General features: G+C 70.6%; 15 protein-coding genes and 2 pseudogenes. 10 read left to right on the top strand and 7 right to left on the bottom strand.

The window, feature by feature from the left end:
- The first annotated feature begins 52 nt into the window (after positions 1 to 52).
- Positions 53 to 985: a LysR family transcriptional regulator gene (locus HPT28_RS07255; RefSeq protein WP_219090110.1), complete on the top strand. Its 933-nt coding sequence runs from the start codon at positions 53 to 55 to the stop codon at positions 983 to 985.
- 146 nt (positions 986 to 1,131) lie between these two features.
- Positions 1,132 to 1,665, top strand: a complete 534-nt coding sequence (locus tag HPT28_RS07250) for an NUDIX hydrolase (protein WP_219090109.1) — start codon at positions 1,132 to 1,134, stop codon at positions 1,663 to 1,665.
- Here the strand turns inward: HPT28_RS07250 and HPT28_RS07245 are convergent.
- The 5 genes and pseudogenes from HPT28_RS07245 to HPT28_RS07225 all read right to left on the bottom strand — a co-directional run.
- Positions 1,643 to 2,531, bottom strand: a pseudogene (locus HPT28_RS07245) (hypothetical protein); the annotation flags it as partial. The gene HPT28_RS07250 and the pseudogene HPT28_RS07245 overlap by 23 nt on opposite strands.
- A gap of 143 nt (positions 2,532 to 2,674) precedes the next feature.
- Positions 2,675 to 2,911, bottom strand: a complete 237-nt coding sequence (locus HPT28_RS07240) for a helix-turn-helix domain-containing protein (RefSeq protein WP_190149909.1) — start codon at positions 2,909 to 2,911, stop codon at positions 2,675 to 2,677.
- A gap of 14 nt (positions 2,912 to 2,925) precedes the next feature.
- Positions 2,926 to 3,264 (bottom strand): helix-turn-helix domain-containing protein, encoded by a 339-nt coding sequence (locus HPT28_RS07235; RefSeq protein WP_200305578.1) that lies wholly within the window; start codon positions 3,262 to 3,264, stop codon positions 2,926 to 2,928.
- The gene (locus HPT28_RS07230) at positions 3,261 to 3,644 is read right to left on the bottom strand and encodes a type II toxin-antitoxin system RelE/ParE family toxin (RefSeq protein WP_219090108.1); all 384 of its coding nucleotides are present in this window, start codon (positions 3,642 to 3,644) and stop codon (positions 3,261 to 3,263) included. Before HPT28_RS07230 ends, HPT28_RS07235 begins: the two co-directional genes overlap by 4 nt.
- 473 nt (positions 3,645 to 4,117) lie before the next feature.
- Positions 4,118 to 4,555 carry a winged helix-turn-helix domain-containing protein gene (locus HPT28_RS07225; protein WP_308119119.1) on the bottom strand — a complete coding sequence of 146 codons (438 nt, stop codon included), beginning with the start codon at positions 4,553 to 4,555 and terminating at the stop codon, positions 4,118 to 4,120.
- 308 nt (positions 4,556 to 4,863) lie between these two features.
- Here HPT28_RS07225 and HPT28_RS27700 point away from each other — a divergent pair.
- The 4 genes and pseudogenes from HPT28_RS27700 to HPT28_RS07210 form a co-directional block, all read left to right on the top strand.
- A pseudogene (locus tag HPT28_RS27700) lies at positions 4,864 to 5,670 on the top strand (replication initiator); the annotation flags it as partial.
- A gap of 172 nt (positions 5,671 to 5,842) precedes the next feature.
- Entirely contained in the window at positions 5,843 to 6,619 is a 777-nt protein-coding gene (locus HPT28_RS27695; RefSeq protein WP_374226931.1) for a replication initiator, read from the top strand.
- The gene (locus HPT28_RS07215) at positions 6,616 to 6,807 is read left to right on the top strand and encodes a helix-turn-helix domain-containing protein (protein ID WP_219090107.1); all 192 of its coding nucleotides are present in this window, start codon (positions 6,616 to 6,618) and stop codon (positions 6,805 to 6,807) included. Before HPT28_RS27695 ends, HPT28_RS07215 begins: the two co-directional genes overlap by 4 nt.
- Complete coding sequence (locus HPT28_RS07210) at positions 6,807 to 8,111, top strand: site-specific integrase (RefSeq protein ID WP_219090106.1); 1,305 nt, start codon at positions 6,807 to 6,809, stop codon at positions 8,109 to 8,111. The genes HPT28_RS07215 and HPT28_RS07210 overlap by 1 nt, the downstream gene beginning before the upstream one ends.
- Before the next feature lie 137 nt (positions 8,112 to 8,248).
- On the opposite strand, the gene HPT28_RS07205 is transcribed toward HPT28_RS07210, so the two are convergent.
- Together HPT28_RS07205 and HPT28_RS27375 are read right to left on the bottom strand one after the other, a co-directional pair.
- The gene (locus tag HPT28_RS07205; RefSeq protein WP_219090105.1) at positions 8,249 to 8,617 is read right to left on the bottom strand and encodes a hypothetical protein; all 369 of its coding nucleotides are present in this window, start codon (positions 8,615 to 8,617) and stop codon (positions 8,249 to 8,251) included.
- A gap of 8 nt (positions 8,618 to 8,625) precedes the next feature.
- Positions 8,626 to 15,525, bottom strand: coding sequence for a polymorphic toxin-type HINT domain-containing protein (locus HPT28_RS27375; RefSeq protein WP_219090104.1), 6,900 nt, complete (start codon positions 15,523 to 15,525; stop codon positions 8,626 to 8,628).
- Positions 15,526 to 16,122: 597 nt separating this feature from the next.
- Here HPT28_RS27375 and HPT28_RS07195 point away from each other — a divergent pair.
- The 4 genes from HPT28_RS07195 (at position 16,123) to HPT28_RS07180 (ending at position 22,845) form a co-directional block, all read left to right on the top strand.
- Positions 16,123 to 19,380 (top strand): DNRLRE domain-containing protein, encoded by a 3,258-nt coding sequence (locus HPT28_RS07195; RefSeq protein ID WP_219090103.1) that lies wholly within the window; start codon positions 16,123 to 16,125, stop codon positions 19,378 to 19,380.
- A gap of 207 nt (positions 19,381 to 19,587) precedes the next feature.
- A complete protein-coding gene (locus HPT28_RS07190; protein WP_219090102.1) occupies positions 19,588 to 20,433 on the top strand; it encodes an alpha/beta hydrolase in 846 nt (281 codons plus the stop codon).
- Between the two features lie 44 nt (positions 20,434 to 20,477).
- Positions 20,478 to 21,266, top strand: a complete 789-nt coding sequence (locus HPT28_RS07185; protein WP_219090101.1) for a class I SAM-dependent methyltransferase — start codon at positions 20,478 to 20,480, stop codon at positions 21,264 to 21,266.
- A gap of 13 nt (positions 21,267 to 21,279) precedes the next feature.
- A complete protein-coding gene (locus HPT28_RS07180; protein WP_219090100.1) occupies positions 21,280 to 22,845 on the top strand; it encodes an FAD-dependent oxidoreductase in 1,566 nt (521 codons plus the stop codon).
- Positions 22,846 to 22,992 lie beyond the last annotated feature (147 nt).

Genomic DNA, 22,992 nt, shown 5'->3' with positions numbered 1-22,992 from the left:
ACAACCACCACCCCACATCGACAACCCAGGGTTGTCACCTACGGTGAGAGCCATGGATCTCGACATGGCGCAGGTCCGTGCCTTCGTCCACACCGCCGACGAACTCCACTTCGGCCGGGCCGCGAGCACGCTCGCCATCTCCCAGCAGGCCCTCTCCAAACGGATCGCCCGCCTGGAGACCTTGCTCGGCGCCGAACTCTTCGAGCGCGGCCCCCGCGGAGTACGCCTCACCGAGGCCGGACAGCGCTTCCTCCCACCGGCCCGGCAGACCCTCACCGCCGCCGACGCGGCCGTCGCCGCGGCCATCGGCAAGCACCGCCCCCTACGCGTCGACGTCTGGGGACACCTCTACGCCCCCATGCGGACGATGGCCCAGCTCACCGAGCCGACCGTTGACCTGGTCCTGGGCCACGGCCGAGACCTGCCCTCCGTGACGGCGGCCCTCCTCAACGGCGAAATCGACGCCGCCTTCGGCCGCGTCCACCCACCCCTGCCAGCCGGGCTCACTCACCGCCTCGTCCGCCTGGAGCCGGTAGACGCCATCCTCGCCGCCAACCACCCCCTGGCCGCCGAACCCTCCCTGTCCCCATTCCAGTTGAGCGACACCGCCCTCTGGACCCCCGGCCCCCTCCACCGCCTCGACTTCCTCCACCAGTTCGCCGACGGGTTCGGCATCCGCGACACGGTCGCGAGCGTCAACCTCGGCCTCACCCACTTCCTGGACGAGGTGGCGGCCTCCCCCGACCGCTTCTCCCTCCTCCCCGCCGACGTCCCCCTCCCCGCGATCCCCAACCTGCGCTCCATCCCCCTCACCAACCCCACACCGCTCTACGCCTGGTCCCTGCTCTGGCGCACCGGCGACCCACACCCGGGCCTCACCACCCTCACCGCCGCCTGCGCCACCCAAGCCGCCCGCAACCGCTGGCTAGTGCACAACCCACCCCACGACTGGCTCCCCGGCGACGTCACCGGCGAACAGGCATAGGCGATCGACCTCACCCCGGCACGACAGAACCACCCGATCAACGAACCTCGCGTGACCGTATCCGTCAAAAGGACGCGAATACCCGAACCGGTTGCGCGGAAGACCGGCTCCGCGATGCTGGGCACTGGTCGAGAGGGGCATCAGCGATGCAGTGGAAGATCCACGGGGAACGTCCGATCTACGAGAACCGCTGGGTCAACCTGTGGTTGACCGACGTCGAGCAGCCGGACGGACGCCGGTGGGAGTACCACGTCGTCAAACTCCGGCACCTGGCGGTGGCCACCGTGATCAACGACCGCCAGGAGGTCTTGATGATGTGGCGCCACCGCTTCATCACGGACGCGTGGGCCTGGGAACTGCCCATGGGCCTGGTCGAGGACGGCGAAGCGCCTGCTGACGCCGCCGCCCGCGAGGTCCTTGAGGAGACGGGCTGGCGACCGGGGCCAATGAGGCCCCTGGTCTACGCCGAGCCGGCGAACGGGATCACGGACTCACAGCATCACCTGTTCCGCGCGGACGGGGCGACCTACGTCGGCCCGCCGACGGAGAAGAACGAGTCCGACCGCATCGAGTGGATACCGCTGACAGAGATCCGGAGCATGATCGACCGTCGCGAGATCGTGAGCAGCGGTTCCCTCGTCGGCCTCCTGTACGCACTCATGGACGAGGGAATCCGTTGACCCGAGCGGGGAGGAGATCTCGTAGCCGCGTCTCGAAGCGCAGGACCACAGGTTCCCGCCAATAGGGTGCCAGCTCCCCGTAGAACTCATGGAGATGGCTCGCCACACGTTCCGAGGCAACCGACGAAGCAGGCTGCAGCGCATCCGTCGCCGTAAGACACGCCTGGTCCAGCTCACCGAGGCGGAGCTGCGTACGGGCGAGCCAGAAGGCGTGGAAAGCGGGGCCCCGCTGGTTCGAAAAGGTCTCCCGCTGCAAGGCGTCCGCGATGAGCAGTTCGGCCTTCGCTGCTTCACCCAGCCGACCGTGAGCGATGCCGGTATCGACGAGAAGCTTGGTCTCGTCGAAGTAGGACACCCACGCGGGGTCGGGGTCGCTGCTCTGGACCCGTTCGAACTGTCGATGAGCCTCGGCAATGGCGTCGTGGGTGGCGCCGCGGCGGCCCAATGACACCTGGGCGAACGCCTCCCGCAGCGACAGCATCGAGAGGACACGCGGGGTGGCCAACACGGCATGGGCCTCGTCCTGAGCCGCGCTGACGAACGCCAGGGCGTCCCCCGGCTTGTCCTGATACGTCGCCTGCAAGCTCATACAGGCCAACACGTTGGCCATGAACTGCCGATCGTCGATCTCCCTGGCGAACTGCAAGCGCCTGGGTGAAGTACGCGCGGGCCTGGTTGTACCGGCGCGCGTCGAAATACGTCCAGCCGGTGAGTCGTGCCAGCTCGGCCGCCACGCCGTACAGGCCGTTCTGGAGGGGCGACGGACGATGCTCGTTCAGCAGCTCCACGACGTAGCGAAGCTGCCCGACCACCGCCGGCCTGAGGACTTCGCCGCCGTGCTGGTCATCGCGTCGCCAGTAGTCCTCTTCGCAGGTCATCGAGGGTTTTGTGCTTTGCTGGCGTCCGTGACTGTACCCTGGCGTCCGCGCTTTTTGCCGTCACTACTGCCGTCACTACTGCCGTCAGCGGTCTACACCGCCTGGGGAATTCCGGGAATTCCGAATGCGTGTCAAGCGGCTTTGTCGTGCGGGGTGAGGCTGATGCTCAGGTCGGCGCCGAGAGCCTGAGCCAGGCGGCGCAGGAGGGGAAGCGTGGGCACGGTCCCGCCGCCTTCGAAGCGGGAGATCTGCGGCTGCTTCATCCCGCACCGCTCGGCCAGCTCGGCCTGGGACAACCCGAGCTCGATGCGCCGGTCGTGGACGAGTTGCCCGAGCTCACGGGCGAGCGCGGAAGGCGGGTCCTGCATGATTCCTCCCCGCCTCAGGCCGCTGGGGCGACGATGGTGACGGTGGGCTCGTCTCCTCCGGCGAGGTGCACGTCCACCGTGAGGTCCAGTGCGCGGGCCAGGCGCATGATGACCGCAATGGGCGGCAGCTCGGTGGCCGTCTCGATGCCTTCGATGTCATCGACGCCGACGTGCATGCGCTCGGCGAGGTCGGCCTCGCTCAGGCCCAGCTGCTTACGCCGGTCGTAGACGGCCTTGCCCAACGTCATGGCGAGACCGGCCTCTTCGTAGACCCGGTCGTACTCGGGGTCAGCGTCCAGGTGTTCACCCAGCAGCTGGCGGTGGCGACGGGTCCTCCATTCGCTGTGGTTCACCGGTTCTCCTTGAGGTTGCGGCTGTAGAGGTCATGCTCGGCGGCGGCTTCATGCTCTGCCTCGCACAATCGCTGTGCGGCGTGGGCGCGGTCCACTTCGGCCTGCTCGCGCATCTTGGTCTTGCGGAACACGGTGAGCAGCACGACACGTCGGCCGGGCGCCAGCCAGTAGGTAATGCGCTGGTGAGCATCACTGAGGCGGAAGCGCAGCTCGCGGAGCTTGCCGCCCAGATGGCGGGAGTGCGGTTCGTCGAGCGTGGTGGGCTGCTCGGCGAGCAGGTCAGCAACGCGTTCGGCCTGCTTGTAGTGATGGGCCGGAATGTTCTCCAGCCACAGCCGTACCTCCGGCTCGATCTCGATCGAGTACCGCCCGCTGTCCATAGCGCCGATGATATATGGGCCGGGCTGATGCGTCGCCCAGTTTGGTGGCGCGGGGGCCGTGGCGGGAGGGATCCGCCGCGGGGGTGGGCCGCCTGGGCATCGCTCCCCCGCTGGAGGCGGTGCCGGCCACCGCCCTCGGTGAGCCTGCGCGACGCATGTGAAGGGTCGGCCCCCTGGTCGGCCCTTGCCTGCGATCCGGCCGTAGGACGGTCGTAGACGATAGCTTGCTCCGCCAGGAGCCCGGCTCCGGTCATCCCGGTGATCCGGTTGGCTGCCGCTCCCGCAGCCCGGCTGCCGCGTCGGCTCGATGCCTCCAGTAGCGCCTGATCGCGGGAGTAAACGGTGGGCCTTGCCGGCGACGGCGGTCAGCCTTGGCGGGCAGGCCCGCCTTGAACCTCGAACCTCGTAAAGAAAATCTGAACGCACACCCCCGCGCGACGCTTGTCCGGTCCTGGGCCACGCGGCACGGCGGGTCAGCGGCCCCGCTCGCCGCTGCCTGACTCCAGCGCCTCGATGCGGCCACGCAGGTCGGCAATCTGCTGAGCAGCCTCGGCCAGCGCACGTTCCAGCGCCTCGACGCGGGCCGCCGTCCCGGTGGCGGGCGCGGTCGCCTCGCGGCCGTCGAGGTCACCGGTGTCATCGGCGTGGTCGTAGTGGGCGACGAAGGCTCCCTTGCCTGGCCGGGAAACCGCCCACCCCTCCTGCTTCAGCAGAGCCATGGCCTTCTGCACGGTCAGGCTCGACGCCCCGAACTCCCGCATCAACACGGCCTGCGTGGGCAACGCATCACACGGCCGCAGCTCACCAGAGCGGATGCGCTCGCGCAGGGCCTCGGCGATGACCTCGAACGTCAGCGGTACCCCGCTGCCCGCCGGCCTGCGCCCGCGCCGCGTCGCCACCACGCCTGCCACCCCGCTCTCCGTGCCCAATACCAGCCAATTCCGGCCCGTCCAAACCGGGAAACCGGCCCCACACTACCCGCGCCCCGACCCCACAGAAAGGAATGAGGAGGGATGCACTTGAATGCGCCGGTGAGGCGATGTTAACGTCACGCACCCGCCGGTGATCACCACCGCGCCCCGCCGGCCAAGCCCCCACTGGTCCGGCCCCCGCGCCCACCTTCGAGGCGCCCCTTCCCCTGTGAGCCGATCACTTCGGCCTGCCCACGCCACCCCGCGCGTACCGCTTCCGCGCTCCCGCCGAAAGGCCACCGTCCCGCATGCCCGCACAGCTCCAACTCCCGTACCCCGCAGCCATTCCAGCCGCCTCGCGTCCGTCACCGGCGTTCACGACTCCGACCTGCCCGGCGGGCTCCACCGCCTCGGCGGCAGGGCGGTCGAGGCTGGAGCGCCGCGCCAGGCTCACCGCCAGGCTGGCGAAGCTCGCCGCCACCGGCCACCTCGCACCCCTCGCACGACAGATCAGCACGCTCGGCGGCTGCGCGCACCCGATCCGCCTCACCGGGCGCCGAACCCGTCTGGACAGCGCGACTGGCGAGATCCTCGACCACTTCGACACCAGCCGGCTCCCGGCGGGCGCACTGCTGGTCCGCTGCGGCAACCGCCGCGCCACCCGCTGCCCCGCCTGCTCCACCGTCTACCGCTACGACACATACCAACTCATCGCCGCCGGACTGCGTGGCGGCAAGACTGTCCCCACCAGCGTCGCCGCCCACCCCCGCGTCTTCGCCACCCTCACCGCACCCGGCTTCGGCCCCGTCCACAACCAGCCCGACACCGGCCGCTGCCACTGCGGCCACACCCACCCCGACGACGACCGGCTGCTGGGCACCCCGCTCAACCCCGAGCGGTACGACTACGTGGGCGCGGTGCTGTGGAGCGCGCACGCCCCGGCCCTGTGGGCACGTTTCACCACCCACCTGCGGCGGGAGATTGCGAAGGCGGCGGGGCTGACGCAGCGGGCCCTGCGGGACCACGCCACGCTCTCGTACGCCAAGGTCGCCGAGTACCAGAAGCGCGGCCAGGTCCACTTCCACGCCGTCATCCGCCTCGACGGACCCACAGGACCCACCAGCACCCCGCCCACCTGGGCCACCACCCAACTCCTCGACCACGCCGTCAGCGCCCGCCGCCACACGTACCCGCGTCCACCACGAGGGCGAACCACCGAAGCAACCGCAGCCCGCCGGGGACATCCCCGCGCCCCAGCCCCAAAACTCACATCGGGGTGGACGGTTGGTGTTCCGGTTCGGGCGGCAGATCGACGTCCGGGCGATCCGCGGCACCGACTTCAGCGGAGACGGCCCGGTCACCGATCGACACGTCGCCGCCTACATCGCCAAGTACGCCACCAAGGGAGCCGAGACCACCACCGGCACCTTCGACTGCCGACTCCGCCTCCTCGCCGAGCTGCACAAGTACGACATCACCGACCACGCCCGCCGCATGATCCACACCGCCTGGCACCTCGCCGCCAAACGACGGCACGCCCTCCTCCTGCGCCAATGGGCCCACATGCTCGGCTTCCGAGGCCACTTCTCCACCCGCACACGCCACTACTCCACCACCCTCACCCACCTCCGAGCCGAACGCACCGCCTGGCGAACCGGCCGACCCGACACCCAGCCCCCCGCCCCGGCATCGACGGAGACGCAGGCCGACCAGACGGACGGTACTCCGGTCAGTGACCGCGCCGGACACTCCACTGACCTGGCCGCCGGTCACCGACCCGGTCACGGTCATTCCACAGGTCACCGTCCCGGTCACAGCGATATCGCCTCACGGCCCGACGGTTCGGACACGACGCTGGTCATCTCCCACTGGGAGTACGCCGGAACCGGCCTCCTGCCCGAACTCGAACACCTCGCCGACCTCCTGGCCGCGATGCGGCGGACCCGACCCGAGCAACCGACCCGAACCCGACGCTCGAAGCGCTCCGGCGACCGCGCCGGTCACCCGGCCGGTCACTTCACTGATCGGCTGACCAGTGCAGTCCGGACGGGGGCCGTCGCGTGACCACCGGCACGGAACTCCTCACCGTCCCCCAGGTCATGGCCCGCCTCCAGCTCGGCCGTTCCGCCGTCTACGACCTGCTCCGCACCCGCCAGCTCGCCTCCGTCACCCTCGGCCGCGCCCGCCGCATCCCCACACACGCCCTGACCGACTTCATCCGCACCCGCCTCGACCAGGAAGCCGCCACCTGATGACCACGCCCCGCCCCGCCTCATCCCGCCGCACCCGAGCCAACGGCGACGGCACCGTCTACCAGCGCAAGGACGGCCGCTGGGAAGCCGCCGGATACGTCCTCGCCCCCGGCAACACCCGCAAGCGCATCCGCGTCTACAGCACCACCCGCAAAGACGCCCTGGCCAAGCTCACCGAGAAGATCGCCGCCAGCAACCGCGGCGTCCCCGTCCCGTCCGCGGCGGGCAGCATGGCCGCGTACCTGACGTACTGGCTGGAGAACGTCGCCATCCACCACCTCCGCGAGAACACCCACACGCGATACGCCGCCTGCGTCGACCGGTACCTGATCCCCGGCCTGGGCAAGAAGAAGCTCACCAAACTCACCGCCAAGGACGTCCGCACCTGGCTCAACCACCTCCGCACCACCTGCCAGTGCTGCGCACGCGGCATCGATACCCAGCGTGATGAGCCCCGTTGCTGCGCCACCGGATCATGCTGCTCCAAGCGGCTCTCTCCGCTGACCCTGATCTACATCCACTCCGTGCTCAAGTCCGCCCTGGAGCACGCCGTCCGCGAAGAAGAGACCCCGCGCAACGTCGCCCGCAACGTCCGCACCGGCACCCCACGGCCCCGACGCTTCGAACCCCTCACCACCAATGAAGCCCGCCGACTCCTCACCACGGCCCAGGGTCACCGGCTCCATGCCCTGTTCGAACTCGCCCTTCACACCGGGCTCCGCAAGGGCGAACTACTCGGCATGCGCTGGGAAGACCTCGACCTCGACGTGGGCACCGCCGCCATCCGCCGCGCCCTTCAGCGCACCAGCACCGGCGGGCTCACCACGCTGTCCACCAAGACACGGGCCTCCGAACGCCGCATCGCCCTCCCCACCCGCTGCCTCCACTCGCTGAAGCACCACCAAGAGCAGCAGCAGCGCGAACGGGAAGCCGCAGGCACCACGTGGCAGGACAGCGGGCACGTGTTCGCCACCGCGCAGGGCAGAGCGATCGACCCGACCAACCTCACCCGCGCCTTCACCACGCTCCTGCGCAAGGCCGGCCTCCGCCGCATCCGCTTCCACGACCTCAGACACTCCACGGCCACCCTGCTTCTGGAACAGGGCGTCGAGCTCGTCGTCATCAAGGAACTCCTCGGCCACGCCCACATCGGCGTCACCGCCACCGTCTACGCCCACGTCAGGCTCCGCCTCCAACGCCAAGCCACCAACGCCCTCGGCGCGGCGCTCTCCGGCCAGGAAAGTGGTGAGCAGACTCACGGCGACGGCGACGATCCACCGCCCAGCGGCGCGATCGTCCCCTGACGTTGCCGTCAACTACTGCCGTCAGGCAGTGGCAAATGCACCCAAAGCAGTCATGCTGTGCTGACGAGAGATCGCATATGTGAAATCCCGTTGGCACAGCATGACGCGGTGCGCGGTAGGCCGATCGGGCTATTGCGCTATCGCCCCCCACTTGTCAGTAGATGGTCCCTGTAGCGATCGTAGGATTCTGCGGCGCGCAAGTCATGGTTGGTGAAGTCTTCCCAGAAGCCCTCCCTTTGCCATTCCTCCGGCTGAAGCGACACCGATCCTTCCCATCCGATGCGAGCGGTCCAGATCGCGCTGACCTGCGCATCAGTCACCTCGAAGAGGCGCGAGTCAAGTAGCGGCGGCCATTCCCCCCGCGTGGTCTCGATCCGGAAGTAGTTCGGGCCATCCGATTGACATTCAATGCCGAGGACGACGTAATCACGATCAGGCCGCAGCACATGCGAACCTTGCCTAGCGCTGGGGTCAACCCCTTCGACGCCTACGAATCTCACCTTCATGCGATCTCCTAGCGGCGGTTCATTACGACCTTGTAGTCAAACCCATACATGACCTCGCCCGAAGTGCGATTCATGTAGTAGTGCACCTGATAGTCGCCGTAGGGGCTCTGGTGGGTTTCGGTGCTGTACTTATCCCACTGTGAAATTCCACCACGCTCCTCAAATCTTGCACGCAGCGCCGGATTCTTCATTTCACTACCGCGCATAATCACCCTGGAGTTCGCTATAGCTTCCGGCCCCAAGAAGCCGCCTGGAGTAAACGGCGAGCTGGCCGACTCCTTGCGCAGTTGGTCAGCGAGCTTCTGCCCTTGGAGCGAGCCAGAGGGAACATCGCAGTTGCTGTTGTGAACGAGTACGGGCGTAGCCCCGGCCAGCACATAGTACGTGTGGAGGTCTGCGACTGTCAGGTTGTGGACGCGGGACCCTTGCGTCCAGCGCTCGACCGCGGTGATGAGGACGTGGCTTCCGGAACTGGTTCTAACTCGCTGTCCGGCCTCAAGCTCGGTGGCGCTGACCCATTCTCCAGTCGCAGGCACCCAGAACGGGTGTTCCGACGTAGCCACAACGGCCTCAGGGGCACCTTCCTGACCACCTTCGAGCACGACACGAACCAGCTTCTTTGAACCCTTGCTGGTTATCTTTGCCGTGACGGTCTTGCCGGAGCTCTCACCAGTTTCAACATCCGAGGCAAGTACGACGTCTCCATTTTCCAGCTCCTCGATCGACTTCGTCGTCCCGTCAGCCAGGAGAACTTCCGTGCCCGGAACGAAGCTGCTCCTGCAGTCAGGCAACCTCTTCGTCTTTGCCAGCTTCTTGATGACGCTTCCGATAACACCAGTGGCCGCTACCCCGCTCCAGAGCGCTTCGCCGTACTCGCCATCAGACAAGTGGATTATTCCGTTGCCCGCTTCGGCGCCTACACCAAACCATCCCGGGATAAACCCGAGCCAACCGAGAGATTCCTGCAAGTCCTCCTTGCTGGAGTCACCGGTAGATCCACAATAGCCACTGTATTTGCGCATGCAGGGCTTCTTATTTTCCTGCATGGAGATTCGAGCAATGAAGTTACTGGTTACCGGAACCTGTGCGGCGAAACCATTGGTGATGCCGGTGCTTGCATGCCTCACCGAACTGCTTGCCTGAGGCCTCTGCTGCTTCTTCTGGCTAAGCACCGAGCCGCCACCACCCCCGCTGATTACGCCGCCGCCGGTGGGGTTTCCTCCGCTGGAGAGGCTTCCGTCGCCTCGGGTTTGGACGCCGGAGCCGCATCCCATGCCGAACTGCGGGCCGCAGGCGAGCATGAGGCCGGTGGGGTCGGAGAAGGTGACGGGGTTGTTGTTGGCGTAGGCGTAGCCGTTCATCTGCATCGGGTCGGTGATGTCGATGATCGGGTCGACGGAGATGAAGCGGCCCAGGGTGGGGTCGTACTCGCGGGCGCCGATGTGGGTGAGGCCGGTGGCGGGGTCGTCGATGCCGGTGCCGAGGAAGGAGTCGCGGCCGGGCCAGGCGGTGGGCTCGGTGCCTCGGGGGTTGCCGAAGGGGTCGAACTTGCGGCGTTGGACGGCCATGGTGGCGTCGAGGGTGACGGCGGTGGTGGCCGTGTTGTGGTGGTCGGCGAGCAGGACGGTGAGCTCGTGCTCGCCCCTGTCGGCGCTGCCGCCGGTGGAGCGGACGGTGGTGGGCGCGCCGGGGTGGCTGTAGTAGCGGCGGGCCTCGGTGGCCTGGCCGAAGGTGTCGACGGTGATCTGGGCGTCGCCGAGGAAGAGGGTCGCGCCGGTGGAGGTGTTCTCGATCAGGCGGTTGCCCTCGGCGTCGTAGATGTAGGTGACGTCGTTGGTGCCGTCACCGGTGGTGTCGACGCCGGTGACCTTGTTCTGGCTGTTCCACGTGAGCTTTTGTGTGTCACCTCCGATCTGGCGCTCCGTGGTGTTGCCGGCCGCGTCGTAGGCGTAGGTCTGGAGGGATTCCACCGTGCCCGTGGGGGACTTCTCGGTGGAGTTGACCTGGGTCAACGTGTGGGGCTGGGCGGAGTCGTAGGTGTAGGAGTGGGTGTCGGTGTAGGCGCTGTCGGTGAGGTCGTGGTCGGTGAAGCCGGTGCGGTTGCCGATGGCGTCGTAGGTGAAGGTGTGCCAGTAGCCGTCGGAGTCCGGGCCGAGGGTGACGTCGGCCGCGTCCGGGCCCGCGTCGACGGCGGTGCCGTTGCGGGGGCAGGCGGCGGTGAGGGCCGTCCAGGCGTGGCGGAGCTGGCCGAGGTTGTCGTAGCTGAAGCACTGCCGGTCGGGCAGCATTTCGGACGTCGAGTCGGTGACGGAGGTGACGTTGCCGATGACGTCGTAGGTGTAGCCGGTGTCGGAGAGGCGGTGGGGGCCCGCCTTCTCGCGGTCGGTGATGGTGCGGTCGAGGCGCCGGGTGTGGACGTCGTACTCGGTGGTGGACCAGACGCGGTGGGGGGCCTCGCCGGAGACGGTGCGCAGGACCTCGCCGTAGGGGCTGTAGGTGGCGTCGGCGGTGTACCAGTCGTGGCCGGACGTGGTGATCGGCATGCCCTCGCCGTTGTAGCGGGTGATCACCTTCTCGGCGGGCAGGCCGCCGGGCGTGGCCGGGAGCGTCGTCGTCTCGGGCTGACCGGTATCCGTGTAGGTCTGGCCGTACTCGTAGACGCCGGACAGGCCGGTGGTGTCCGGGGTCATGGGGATGATGACGCGGGTGCCGGTGGGCCGGTACTCGACGTCGTACCCGGTGACCTCGGTGGTGTAGGCGTCGCCGTCGGTGTAGCGGGTGGAGGCGACGGGGAGGCCCTTGGCCTGGTACAGGCTGTCGTAGGTCCAGGACGCGAGGAGGGTGCCGGTGGCGGAGTCCTCGCGGAGTTCGGTCTTGCGGCCGAGGACGTCGTAGCTGGTGTGCTGGGTCTGGCCGCGGGAGTTGGTGGAGGTGACCTGGCGGTCGAGCGCGTCGTAGGTGAACGAGCCGGCGCCCATGTCGGGGTCGGTGGTGCGGGTGAGGCGGCCCCGGGCGTCGTACGCGTAGGTCCACTCGTTGCCCTCGGCGTCGGTGACCTTGGTGTGGTTGCCGCGGGCGTCGTAGGTGTAGCGGGTGTCGTTCCAGGCCGTGAGACCGGAGTCGGTCGCGTGCTGGACGAGGGTGGTGCGGCCGAGGGCGTCGGTCCAGGTCTTGACGGCGCGGCTGCCCCGGCGGGGTGTGGTGCCGTCGGTGGACATGCCGGAGCGGGCGAGGGTCCAGTCGCCGCCGTAGGAGGTCACCGAGGTGTGGTCGGGGGTGCCCTCGTACAGGGTGGTGGTCTTGACCGGGCGGCCCATGCCGTCGTAGGCGGTCTCGGTGGAGTGGGGGATCTGGAAGACGGAGTCGGGGACGAAGAGCTTCGCCTCCGGCTCGCCCTTGGCGAGGTAGCCGTCGTGGGTGGCGGCGACGGAGCCGAGGGTGTTGTGCCGCGTGTCGGTGACGATCCGGCCGCCGCCGAGGGCCTCGCTCTGGGTCTGGCGGGGGCGGAGGAGGCCGTCGAGGAGGGTGATGGAGTCCGCGTAGGTGCCGTTGTCGCGCAGGGTGCGGGAGGTGACGGCGGGCGGGGTGTCCTCGTCGACCTGGTAGGCGAAGGTGTGCGCGGCCTTGTCGGTGGCGGGGTCCTGCGACGGGGTCCACACGGCCGTGGTGCGGCCGAGGTTGTCGTAGGCCGTCGTCGTCGTGCGGGCGTTGGTGTCGGTGGTGGTGAGCGGCGTGCCGCGGCCGGGGTCGACGGTGGTGGTCGTGGTGTGGCCGAGGGGGTTGGTCGTCGTCGTGGAGAACGCCGGTCCGGTGGCGGGCGAGAAGCTCGTCCGGGTGACGTTGTCCTCGGCGTCGGTGACGGAGGTGGCGCGGCCGAGGGCGTCGAAGGTGGTGCGGGCGGAGGTGATCCAGCCGGTGCCGGCGGCGTCGACGGTGTCGACCTGGTGGGGCAGGCCGCGGGTGGGGGGCTGGCCGAAGGCGTCGAGCGCGTCGTAGGAGGTGCGGGTGTCGGAGACGACGTCGTCACCGGTGGCCGTCGCGGCCTGGGCGCAGTCGCCGGTGGTGACGCGCTGCCGGGACAGGAGCCCGATGAGGTGCGCGCTCGTGTTGTGGACGTAGGTGTTGGTGGTGCACACCTCGTTGCCCGTGGTGTGACCGCCGCTGCCGTCCGGTGTGAGGGTGTGGGCGTAGGACGTCTTGGGGAGCGAGTAGACGGCGTCGAAGGTGTTGACGGTGCGGACGATGCGCTCGCCGTCGCTGACCTCGCGGATGCTGTCGGTGCGCTGCACGCCGGTGCGGTACGCCTCCTGGGGCGGGAGCCCGTCGCCGCGGGTGCGGGAGGCCGTCAGCTTCGACCAGGGCCAGCTCACCGTGCGGGCCTCGACAGTGCCGCCGGCCTTGTCGTACGTGATCGACTCGGCGGCCATGCCCTGGTAGGGCAGCAGGTCCTCGGCGATGGTGACGCCGGTGGAGTCCTTGACGGTGACCGTCGCCCGTCCCGCGTCCTCGGACATGCCGCGGAAGTAGCGGGTACGGGTCTGCGTCTGGACGGTGGCGTCGTGGTCGCCGGTGTTCTGCGTCAGGCCCTGGTTGACGACGACGGAGCTGTAGCCGCGCCACTGGTTGTACGTGCGCAGCTCGGGCTTGGAGAAGACGTCGCTGTCCTTGGCCCAGGCGGCGTCGCCCTCGTAGGTGTAGGTGGTGACGACGTCGGGCTGGCGGGCGACGCGGTCCTTCTGCACGACCTTCGTGACGACGTACTTGTTGAACCACTCGATCTTCGGCGTCTCCAGCTCCGGGTCCGGTGACCAGTGCACCGGGAAGCAGCGGCTGCCGTTCGTCACCGGGTCCGGGTCGGCGCCGGTCGCGCAGGGGGCGGAGTAGCTGACCTGGATCTCGCCGCCGGTCTCGGTGCGGATCGTCTCGACGCGGAGGCGGTCGAAGTCGGGGGTGGGGTCGGTGGACGAGCGGGCGACGCGGTTGGGCATGTCGACGACGTTCGGCAGGAACGTCACCGGGGGCAGCATCGTGCTGTCGCCGTCCGGCCCGTACCCCGTGCGGGTGATGGACTCGAGCCACAGCGGCGGGTGGGTGTCGGTGCGCTGCCGGGGGAAGGAGTGCTCCAGCGCCCAGACGTCGACCTTGGACAGGGCCGTCGAGCCGGGCGTGCGCTGGGCGTACGTCGTGACGGCGGAGAGCCGCTTGCGGGTCCAGAAGGTCGGCGAGGAGACGTAGCAGTTCTCGGCGTCGGCCTTGCAGTGCAGGGTGGACGGGGTGTCCCACCAGGGCTGCTTGTCGGCGTAGTTGGTGGAGTCGAAGTCGGCGTCCGAGCAGTCGACCTCGCCCTCCTTGATGCAGCGTTCCGCGACGGAGAAGCTCACCCGGGCGGCCGGGGGGCCGTCGAGGTCGGCGGCGCGCAGGCCGTACTCGATCTTCTTCGGGTAGCCGCCGCGGACGTAGGAGACGTGCTCCTTGAACTTGCCGTTCTTGGCGTAGTGGTTGGTCTCCCTGGCCCAGTCGATGACCATGGCGTTGCCGTGGACGTCCTCGACGTAGTCCAGGTTCCAGCGCCAGGCCTGGGTGCAGGAGGAGTCGGCGAACGCGGTGGCGTGGCAGGGCTCGCCCGCGTGGTTGCCGAAGACGGGGGCGGTGAAGACGGAGTTGGTGTCGGCCCGGCCGCCGCCCACGGCGTGCTTGCCGAACCAGTACCGGGTGCCGTCGCGGGTCGTCACGAGCCAGTGCTCGCCGTCGTCGTCACCGTTGCCGAGGGCGGTGTCCTTCTTCAGCTCGACCTTGGCGCCGCTGTCGGAGGCGGGGGTCCAGACACCGTCGTCGAGCACGAGTTCCGTCGTCGCGCCGCCCAGGGACATGACGACGTGGTCGCCCGCCCAGCACAGGTCTGACTTCTTCTTGTCCGTCGCGTTGTCGTTGTTGGGCGTGCCGTCGCGGTCCTCGGAGCAGGAGCGGTAGCGGCGCTCGATGAAGCCGGGGTGGTAGTTCCAGCCGTCGCCGACCCAGGACGCCTGGCCGTTGGCCACCGACGTCTTGCCGTCCACCGCCTGGGAGGAGTAGTGGAAGCCGATGCTCGGGGCCGGGCCCGCGGGGGCGGCGGGGAGGCCGAGCGGGTAGGACCAGGAGAAGCCGCCGCCCGAGCCGCCGGCCGTCCAGGAGCCGGTCGGGGAGAGGTCGGTGGCCTTGTAGGTGCCGCCCGCGCCGGACGCGGAGTCCCCCGCCGCCAGCACCATGGGCCCGCCGCCACCCGACTGCGTGGTCAGGCCCGAGGTCTGGGCCTGCGCCGGGTCGACCGTCGTCCGTACCTTGTCCAGGCCCGCGTCGTTCGACGAGGGCACCTCGACGGGCTCCGTGCACTCCTCGAGTTCCGGTGTGGTCACGAAACACTCCGGAAGCTGCTCCAGCTCCAGCCGCGAGGCCCACTCGGTGCCGTACAGGTCCTCGAACGCGGAGTAGTCCAGCTCGACGTCGACAGGCGTGGCGTCCGTCGAGGGCGGCGTCAGCGTGATCACGGCGCCGTCGACGCCGACGCCCTCCACCGTGGTGCGCGGCTCGACCTTCACGTTCCAGGTGCCCGAGGGTTCCGGCGGCGTCGGGTTGTCCTCGGTGGGGCTCGCCTTGCCGAGGCTGACCGGCAGGTCGCCGGCCTGCACGAGCTCCTCGCCGACGCCGTCCAGCGTCACGTCCGCGGAGCCGCCCGAGGGCACGGCGACGGCCGTGGGCGTGTACTCGACGGGAGGCGTGAGGTCGCCCTCCCACTCCTCCAGTTCGGCGGCCGCGGCCTCGTCCAGCGGTGCCGGGGCCTCCTGCTGAAGCTCGGTCAGGTCGGGGCCGGTGCGCTCGTCGCCCGGGGGGATGGCCAGCGCCGCCTGGGCGGGCAGCAGGGTCACCACCATCAGCGCCGACAGGAACACTCCCAGCCCACGCGGTGAGCGGCGACGACGACGTACGCCCCCGCCCGGACGACGGAACCGGACTCGCCCCGCAGGCGTCGACACAGCAAAACCCCCCAGAGAAGCCGCTCGGCCGACGGCGGCAGTGAGCACAGGAATGACACAGAACCGCGAGAACTATGCACGTTTTGCGAACGGCATTTCACTCCCGCCGACTCAAGTGTGAAATGAACCACGGAAGAAACAGAGGGAGTTTCAGCAATATCTGGATTCCCCTGTGAACACGTGCGATTTCCTCTCGAATCACGATGGTGACTGGTCATCAACTGATATACCGGGATAGGGAGTCACCAGATCGCCCATAACCACGGGGCAAGCCACCCGAAAGCTCCCCATCGGGTGCGTTTTGCGGCGCCTCGTGGGCTGACTTGGGCTCAGGAACGCCCCAGCGAGTCCCTCTTGTTCCGTTGCACCGGCCCGCGCTCCCGGGACAGCGCAGTCGTGACGAAACCGTGGAGATGAGCCATGCTCTGCTCGCGTTGCCGCGCTTGCGCGAGGACAGAGGTTCGCGAGACGGGTACCCGAGGGGGAGAAAGACGAATGCCTGGCGGGGAGAGCACGGAAGCCGCTGAGACGAAGGACGGCACGGCGCCGACATCGCGCTTCCGCCTGCCCGGGAAACGGTCGGCACGCGGCAGGCTGTCGGGGCGCGGCAGGGCCGCCGTGGCCACGGTCCTCGCGCTCGCGCTGGCGATTCCGGTGGGGGCGCACTTCTACGGCGACGACGACGCCGAGCCCTCGTCCGCGTCTGCGGACGACGCCGAGAAGCCCACCGCGGCGAAGCCGGGGCCGCTGGAGGCCGCGGAGGCGATGCGGCGGGCCAGGGAGACGGGGGAGGACGTCGAGGTGGAGGCCGAGCGCACCGCGTCGTCCACCACCTGGGCGCAGCCCGACGGGCTCCTGCGCACCCGCACCTACAGCGACACCATCCGGGCCCGCACCGCCGACGGCTGGCAGAAGATCGACACCGACCTGGAGAAGGTGAAGGGCGGCTACGCCCCCAAGGCGGTGAACGACGCCCTGCTGTTCAGCGGCGGCACGCGGGGCGGCCACCAAACGCAGCTCGGCACGGAGGAGGGCACCGCTGACACAGACGTCACCGCTGACGCGGGGGCTGCCGCCTGGACGCCGCTGGTCACCATGACGACGGGGGGCCACGAGCTGACCGTGAGCTGGCCCGGCTCCCTCCCCGAGCCCGTCGTCAGCGGTCCGCGTGCGCTGTACGAGGACGCCCGGCCGGGCGTCGACCTGCTCCTGACCGCCCGGGACAGCGGGTACTCGCACGTCCTCATCGTGCACGCGCCGGAGGCCGCCGAGGACCCGCTGTTGGAGGAGTTGCGGTACCGACTCGCCTCTCCCACCCTCGACTTCCGCATCGACGAGGTGACCGGCACCGTCCAGGCGTTGACGGACGACGGCGAGGAGATGGCCGCCTCGCCGACGCCCTTCGCCTGGGACTCCGCGGGCAAGGACACCACCGGCGGCGAGGAAGCACCCGAGGGCGAGGAAGCCCCCGAGGGGGAGGGTGTCGGCGGGGCCTTCCGTCTGCCCGGGCTCGCCGGACCGCAGCCGGGCACCCACGACGCCCGCCTCGAAGCCCGGCTCAGCGACGACGACGTCCTCTCCATCACCCCTGACACCGCCCTGCTCACGGGCGAGGACACCGTCTACCCCGTCTTCCTCGACCCCTCGTTCAAGGGCCACAAGCAGAGCTGGACGCTGCTCTACAAGAAGCACCCGAACTCCAGCTTCTGGAACGGCCAGAACTTCAACGACGGGACCAACCACGCCCGGGTGGGCTACGAGGCCACGAGTGGCGGCCTGTCCCGGTCGGTCTTCAACTTCGAGCACGACGACGGGCTGCTGGAGGGCGCGACCATCGAGTCCGCGACGCTGCGCCTCCTCCAGACCTACTCCTGGGGCTGCTCGGCCCGGCGGTACGACGTCTGGCTGACGCCGGAGGCCAAGAGCAGCAACACCTGGAACAACCAGCCCTCGTGGAGCCGTCGCCTGTCCTCGCTCAGCAACGGCCACGGCTACGACCCCAACTCGTGTCCCGACCGGTGGGTGGGCATGGACGTGAAGTCCGCCGCCCAGGACGCCGCCGACCGGGGCTGGGGCGTGATCGCCCTGGGGCTGCGCGCGTACAGCGAGACGGACACGTACGCGTGGAAGAAGTTCCGGGCCAACGGCGAGAACTCGCCCTACATCGAGATCACCTACAACCGCAAGCCCAACCAGCCGACCGCCCAAACCATGACGCCGGGCCCGGACTGCGACCTGAGCAGCCCCTACTCCTCGGTGGGCACGTCGGACCTGACGTTCCGGGCCAAGGGCTCCGACCCGGACGGCAACCTGAGCGACCTCCACTTCCGGGTGTGGCCCACGGGGGACTACGGCAACATCCTCGTCAACTCCTACGTGAAGGCCGACAGCAACGGCTACGCCAGCGTCGTCCTGCCGTGGGAGGACTTCAGCAGCGGCACGACCTACTCCTGGGACGTGCGGTCCCGCGACTCCGAGGGGGCCGTGTCGACCTACGCGCCCAAGGGCACCCAGCCGTGCAGGTTCGTCGTGGACCACACCGCGCCCGAGTCGCCGTCGGTGGCCTCGGCCGACTTCCCCGCCGGCGATGGCAGTGACGCGACGTGGTCGAAGGTCCGGTTCGGCACGGCGGGCCAGTTCACCTTCGGGCCCGAGGGCAGCAGCGACGTGGCCCGGTACGAGTACAGCTTCAACTGGACCGGCTTCGGTGCGACGGCCACGCCCGCGTCCCCCGGCGAGAGCGTCACCGTCTCCATCAAGCCGCCGCAGGCCGGGCCCAACGTGCTGTACGTCCGGTCGGTGGACTCGGTGGGGAACATCTCCGCGCAGACCGCGTACCGCTTCTCGGTGACCCCGCGCGGGAGCCTCGACGCGCCCGGCGACACCAACGGCGACGGGCACCCGGATCTGCTCACCGTCACCGACGCCGGCCGGCTCAGGACGTTCCCGGGCAGTTCCAGCGGCGATCTGCACGCCGGCATGGACGCCTCCTACACCACGGACGGCGGCGTGACGAAGCCGACGCCGGACGGCTACTGGGACGGGGCGCTCATCACCCACAACGGGGACTGGCTGCCCGGTGACGGCATCCAGGACCTGGTGGCCCGGGTCGACGGCGGCCTGTACCTCTACCCGGGGGACGGCTACAGCGGCTTCGACGTCAGCCGCCGCCAGGAGGTGCTGCTCCCGGACAACGCCCCCGCGCCCGCCGATCTCACACAGATCCTCTCCGTGGGAGACGTCGACGCCGACGGCCACCCGGACCTGTTCGCCAACGCGGGCGGCGAGCTGTGGATCTTCACCGGCTACAGCGGCGGAAGCTTCGCGAGCGCCCACCAGCTGACGAAGCAGGTCTGGGCGTCCCGCGACCTCGTCCTCGTCGGCGATGTGACGGGGGACGGCACGGCCGACCTCGTCTTCCGGTCGCACGGGAGCGGTGACCTGATCCTGCGCGAGGGCAAGCCCGACGCGGACGGCAAGGGCACCGACATCCTCTCCCTGGGGCTGGCCGCCAGCTCCCGCACCGGGAGTGACGCCGTCTACGGCAGTTCGGGGTGGGAGCCGGACAACATCCCCCTCGTCGTCGGCACGCCCGACGCCACGGGTGACGACGTCCCGGACATCTGGGTGATGTTCAAGAGCGGCAACGTCTACGTCTACCCGGGCGGGGCCGAGACGCACGGGTCGCCGCAGCAGGTGATCAGCGACGCCGACGAGGGCACCGACTGGTCGCGGCCGGTGGCCATCGGCTGAGGGGGCGTGGGCTCGGGCTCCAGTGGGGCGCTAGGGGTGGTGGCTAGCGTGCCGCGTGGCCGGTGACGGCTACGAGGGGAGGCGGGCCATGCGGAGGATTCCCTTTCAGGTGGACGGCGGCGGCGCGGTGACGGCGCCGCCGTCCGGGCGGGTCGGGTTACCGCCGGGGCCGGGTGCCCGGCCCGGGGGCGAGGGCGTGGCCCGCAGATGAGCGCGACGCCGGACGTGGGCCCGGACGTGGGCCCGGACGTGCGCCCGGACGTGCGCCCGGGCGAGGGCGGCGCGGGCGAGGGCGGCGCGGGCGGCGGCGGGGGACGGGGGCGCTCGCGAACCGTGCATCGGCGGACGGCGTGGCGGCGGGGGCCGGACGGCGCCGAGTTCCGGGTGCGCAGGTCGCACCCGGCGGGACCGCCCCGGGCGACCGTCGTCGTCGCGGGGCCGGGAAGCGTGTCCGCCCTGGACGAGGACGGGACCGACGCCCGGCTCGTGGCGCGGCTGACGCGGGAGTTGGTGGCCGCGGGGGCGCAGGTGCTGGAGTGCGACATGCCGCGGCGGGAGCCGGGGTGCCCGGTGGCCGCGGCGGACGAGGGGGTGCGCGCGGACCGGCTGGAGCAGCTGGTGGCGGCGCACCGGCATCTGGTGGCCGGGCCGCTCGGGCTGGTCGGGTTCTCGCTCGGTGGCATGGCGGTGCTGCGGCTGCTGGAGTCGGGGCGGCTGCGGCGCGCGGACCGGGTCGTGCTCGTGGGCGTCGTGCTGGCGGAGGAGTCGTTCCTGGACGCGGAGGTCGGCTCCGTCGACCTCGTCTACGGCGGGCTCGACCTCGTCGGCTATCTGACGGACGAGGGGTCGCGGCGGCCGGGCTCGCTGCCGCCCGCCGTTCTGGGCCCGGAGATGTACGGGGAGTGGTCGGCGCGCCGCGTCGTCGGGCGTCATCCGCTCAGCGTGCGCGTCCGGTTGCTGGAGGGGCTGGGCCACACCCTGCAGCCGCTGGTCCCCGAGGCTCCGCACGATCCGGTGGCCGCGCTCGCCGAGCGGGCCCTGCCACGACCGTGACCCTCACTCCCCCATCCCCACGGACTCGAAGAAGGCGTCAGACCATGCTCTCCAGCCAGCGCACCGGCAACGTCACGCAACCCCGTGATCCTTTCGCCGCCCGTGCCCCCGACCGTCCCAGCCCGACGACGGAGGCCCTGCACGCGGCGCTCGGGCCGCAGCCGGGCGCCGCGATCTGCGAGGTCGCGTGCGGGGCGGGGGACGGGGCGCTGTCCTTCGCCGACCAGGGCCCGGTGCGGCTCGTCGGCGTCGATCCGGCTCCGGGCGCGCTGGGGGCGTTCGCGGCGCTGGCCGCCGAGCGGTCGGCGCCGGTCGAGACGGTCGAGGCGTTCCCGGAGCAGTTGCCCTTTGCCGACGGCTCGTTCGACCTCGTCGTGTCGCGGCTCGCCGCGCACCGGTTCCGGGACGCCGGGGCGGCCGTGGCGGAGATGGCGCGGCTGCTGCGCCCGGGCGGCCGGCTCGCCGTCGTCGACCTGGAGGGCCATGAGGAGCCGCTGGTCGACGCGTTCAACCATGCGCTGGAGGTGCTGCACGATCCGGCGCACCAGCGCAGCTACACGCTGGCCGAGTGGATCGGCTTCCTCCAGAAGGAGGGGCTCAACGTGCCCGTCGCCCGGGGGTCGCTCGCGGAGAGCCGCGAGGGGGTGCCCGTCGGGCGGTGGTGCGAGGCGGCGGGCTGCGGTGCGGAGGCGGAGGCGGCCATCCGGCAGAGGTTGGCCGACGCCCCGCGCCGCCACCTGGACGCGCTGGGCATCCGGCCCGTCGGGGCGGATTTCCTGATGCCGCTGCGCGCCTGCCTGGTGGTCGGCGTCAAGCCGCTGGCTGACGTCTGAGAAGGAGGTACACGTGTCGTCGTCCATGGCTCCTGAGCAGTCCGTCATCGTCGTCGGGGCCGGGCCGACCGGCCTGACCCTCGCCTGCGAGCTGGCCGCTGCGGGCGTCGCCTGCACCGTGCTGGAGCGGCGGGCCGCGCCGGCCGACGGCTGGCGGTCCGTGACGCTGTACAGCAGGACGTTGGAGGTGCTGCAGCTGCGCGGGCACGCCGAGGACTTGGCCGCGGCCGGTCGGCCGGTCGACCGGATGACGGTGGGCTCGGCGCCGTCCATCGACTTCTCCGGGCTCGACTCCCCCTACCCGTTCGTCAACGTGATCCCGCAGAGCCGCACCGAGGAGGTGCTGGAGCGGCGGGCGCTGGACCTGGGCGTCACGCTCCAGCGGGAGGCCGAGGTGACCGAGCTGCGGCGGGACGGCGAGGGGGTCACCCTGCGGGTGCGGACGCCGGCCGGGGAGTGGGACGAGCGGGCGCGGTACGTCGTGGGCTGCGACGGTGCGGGCAGCGCGGTCCGCGAGCTGGCGGGCATCGCGTTCCGCGGTCACACGTACGCCATGGCGCCGCTGCTCGCCGACGTCCGCCTGCGCCGCCCGCTTCCCCGGGATCTGCTGGTGCTGCCGGGGCGGGGCGGGATCGTCGTCTCCGTCCCGTACGCCGACGGCTCCTACCGGCTCGCCGTCGTGCGGGGCGGGGGTGAGGGCGGCTGGCGGGACGAGGAGGCGACGCCGGAGGAGTTCCGGGCCCGGCTGGCGGAGACGCTGGGCCACGATCCCGAGCCCCACGAGGTGCGCTGGCTGGCCCGGTTCAAGATCCACCAGCGGATCGCCGACCGCTACCGCGCCGGGCGCGTCCTGCTGGCCGGGGACGCCGCCCACCTGCACTCGCCGCTCGGGGGCCAGGGCCTCAACCTGGGCATCCAGGACGCCGTCAACCTGGGGTGGAAGCTGGCGGCCGAGGTGCGGGGCTGGGCGGCGCCGGGTCTGCTGGACTCCTACGAGGCCGAGCGCCGCCCGCAGGCCGAACGGACCCTCGCCGCCACGGACCGGGCCACGCGGCTGGCCGCCGCCACCTCGCCGGGCCGTCGGCTGGCGCGGAGGGGGGCGCTGGTGCGGCTGCGGTCCGCCCGGAACCGGCGCCGCGCCGCCGAGGTGCTCACGGGGCTGGATACCGACTACGGCTCCGGGGTGCGCGGCAAGGCCCCGCACCCGGGCGGGCGGCTCCCGCACGTCACGGTGCCGCTGCCGGGCCGACCCCGGGTTCCGGCGGGCGAGTTGATGCGCGACGGCCGGTTCCTGCTGCTCGACGCCTCCGCCGACGGGGCCGGGGCCGAGCTGGCGGAGCCGTGGGGCGACCGCGTGTGCGCGGTGCGCGCCGGTGGCCCGCTGCCCGGGCTGCCAGGCGTCGCCGTGCTCCTCGTCCGGCCGGACGCCCACCTCGCCTGGACGACGTCCGGGCCCGACCCGGCGGGGCTGCGGGCCGCCCTGCTGCACCACTGCGGCCCGGCCGATTCGCCGTCCGGACAGGCCGGGCAGGCCGGGCCGTCGGACGCGGCCCGGGGCCGGGAGGGCGGCGTGGGGTAGGGCGAGCGCCCCGTCCGGCCGCCGCGTACTCGCGGCCGCGGGCGGTGACGTGACGCCGGGTGAGGACCGGGGTCGCCTTCGCCAGCGGCACGGAACCGGGCCGCTCGGTCGGGGGAGTTCCGGCGCCGCGGAAAAACCTGGGACCCG

This window comes from Streptomyces sp. JJ38, assembly GCF_019303475.1.
Lineage (GTDB): Bacteria > Actinomycetota > Actinomycetes > Streptomycetales > Streptomycetaceae > Streptomyces.
Note: the sequence above shows the minus strand (reverse complement) of the source record. Positions and strands in the feature narration are given on the sequence as shown.

Coding starts and splice junctions, on each gene's coding strand:
- HPT28_RS07190 (WP_219090102.1), top strand. CDS start 19,588: ATGAGCGCGACGCCGGACGTGGGCCCGGACGTGGGCCCGGACGTGCGC.
- HPT28_RS07210 (WP_219090106.1), top strand. CDS start 6,807: ATGACCACGCCCCGCCCCGCCTCATCCCGCCGCACCCGAGCCAACGGC.
- HPT28_RS07205 (WP_219090105.1), bottom strand. CDS start 8,617: ATGAAGGTGAGATTCGTAGGCGTCGAAGGGGTTGACCCCAGCGCTAGG.
- HPT28_RS07195 (WP_219090103.1), top strand. CDS start 16,123: ATGCCTGGCGGGGAGAGCACGGAAGCCGCTGAGACGAAGGACGGCACG.
- HPT28_RS07230 (WP_219090108.1), bottom strand. CDS start 3,644: ATGGACAGCGGGCGGTACTCGATCGAGATCGAGCCGGAGGTACGGCTG.
- HPT28_RS07250 (WP_219090109.1), top strand. CDS start 1,132: ATGCAGTGGAAGATCCACGGGGAACGTCCGATCTACGAGAACCGCTGG.
- HPT28_RS07240 (WP_190149909.1), bottom strand. CDS start 2,911: ATGCAGGACCCGCCTTCCGCGCTCGCCCGTGAGCTCGGGCAACTCGTC.
- HPT28_RS27375 (WP_219090104.1), bottom strand. CDS start 15,525: ATGGTGGTGACCCTGCTGCCCGCCCAGGCGGCGCTGGCCATCCCCCCG.
- HPT28_RS07255 (WP_219090110.1), top strand. CDS start 53: ATGGATCTCGACATGGCGCAGGTCCGTGCCTTCGTCCACACCGCCGAC.
- HPT28_RS07185 (WP_219090101.1), top strand. CDS start 20,478: ATGCTCTCCAGCCAGCGCACCGGCAACGTCACGCAACCCCGTGATCCT.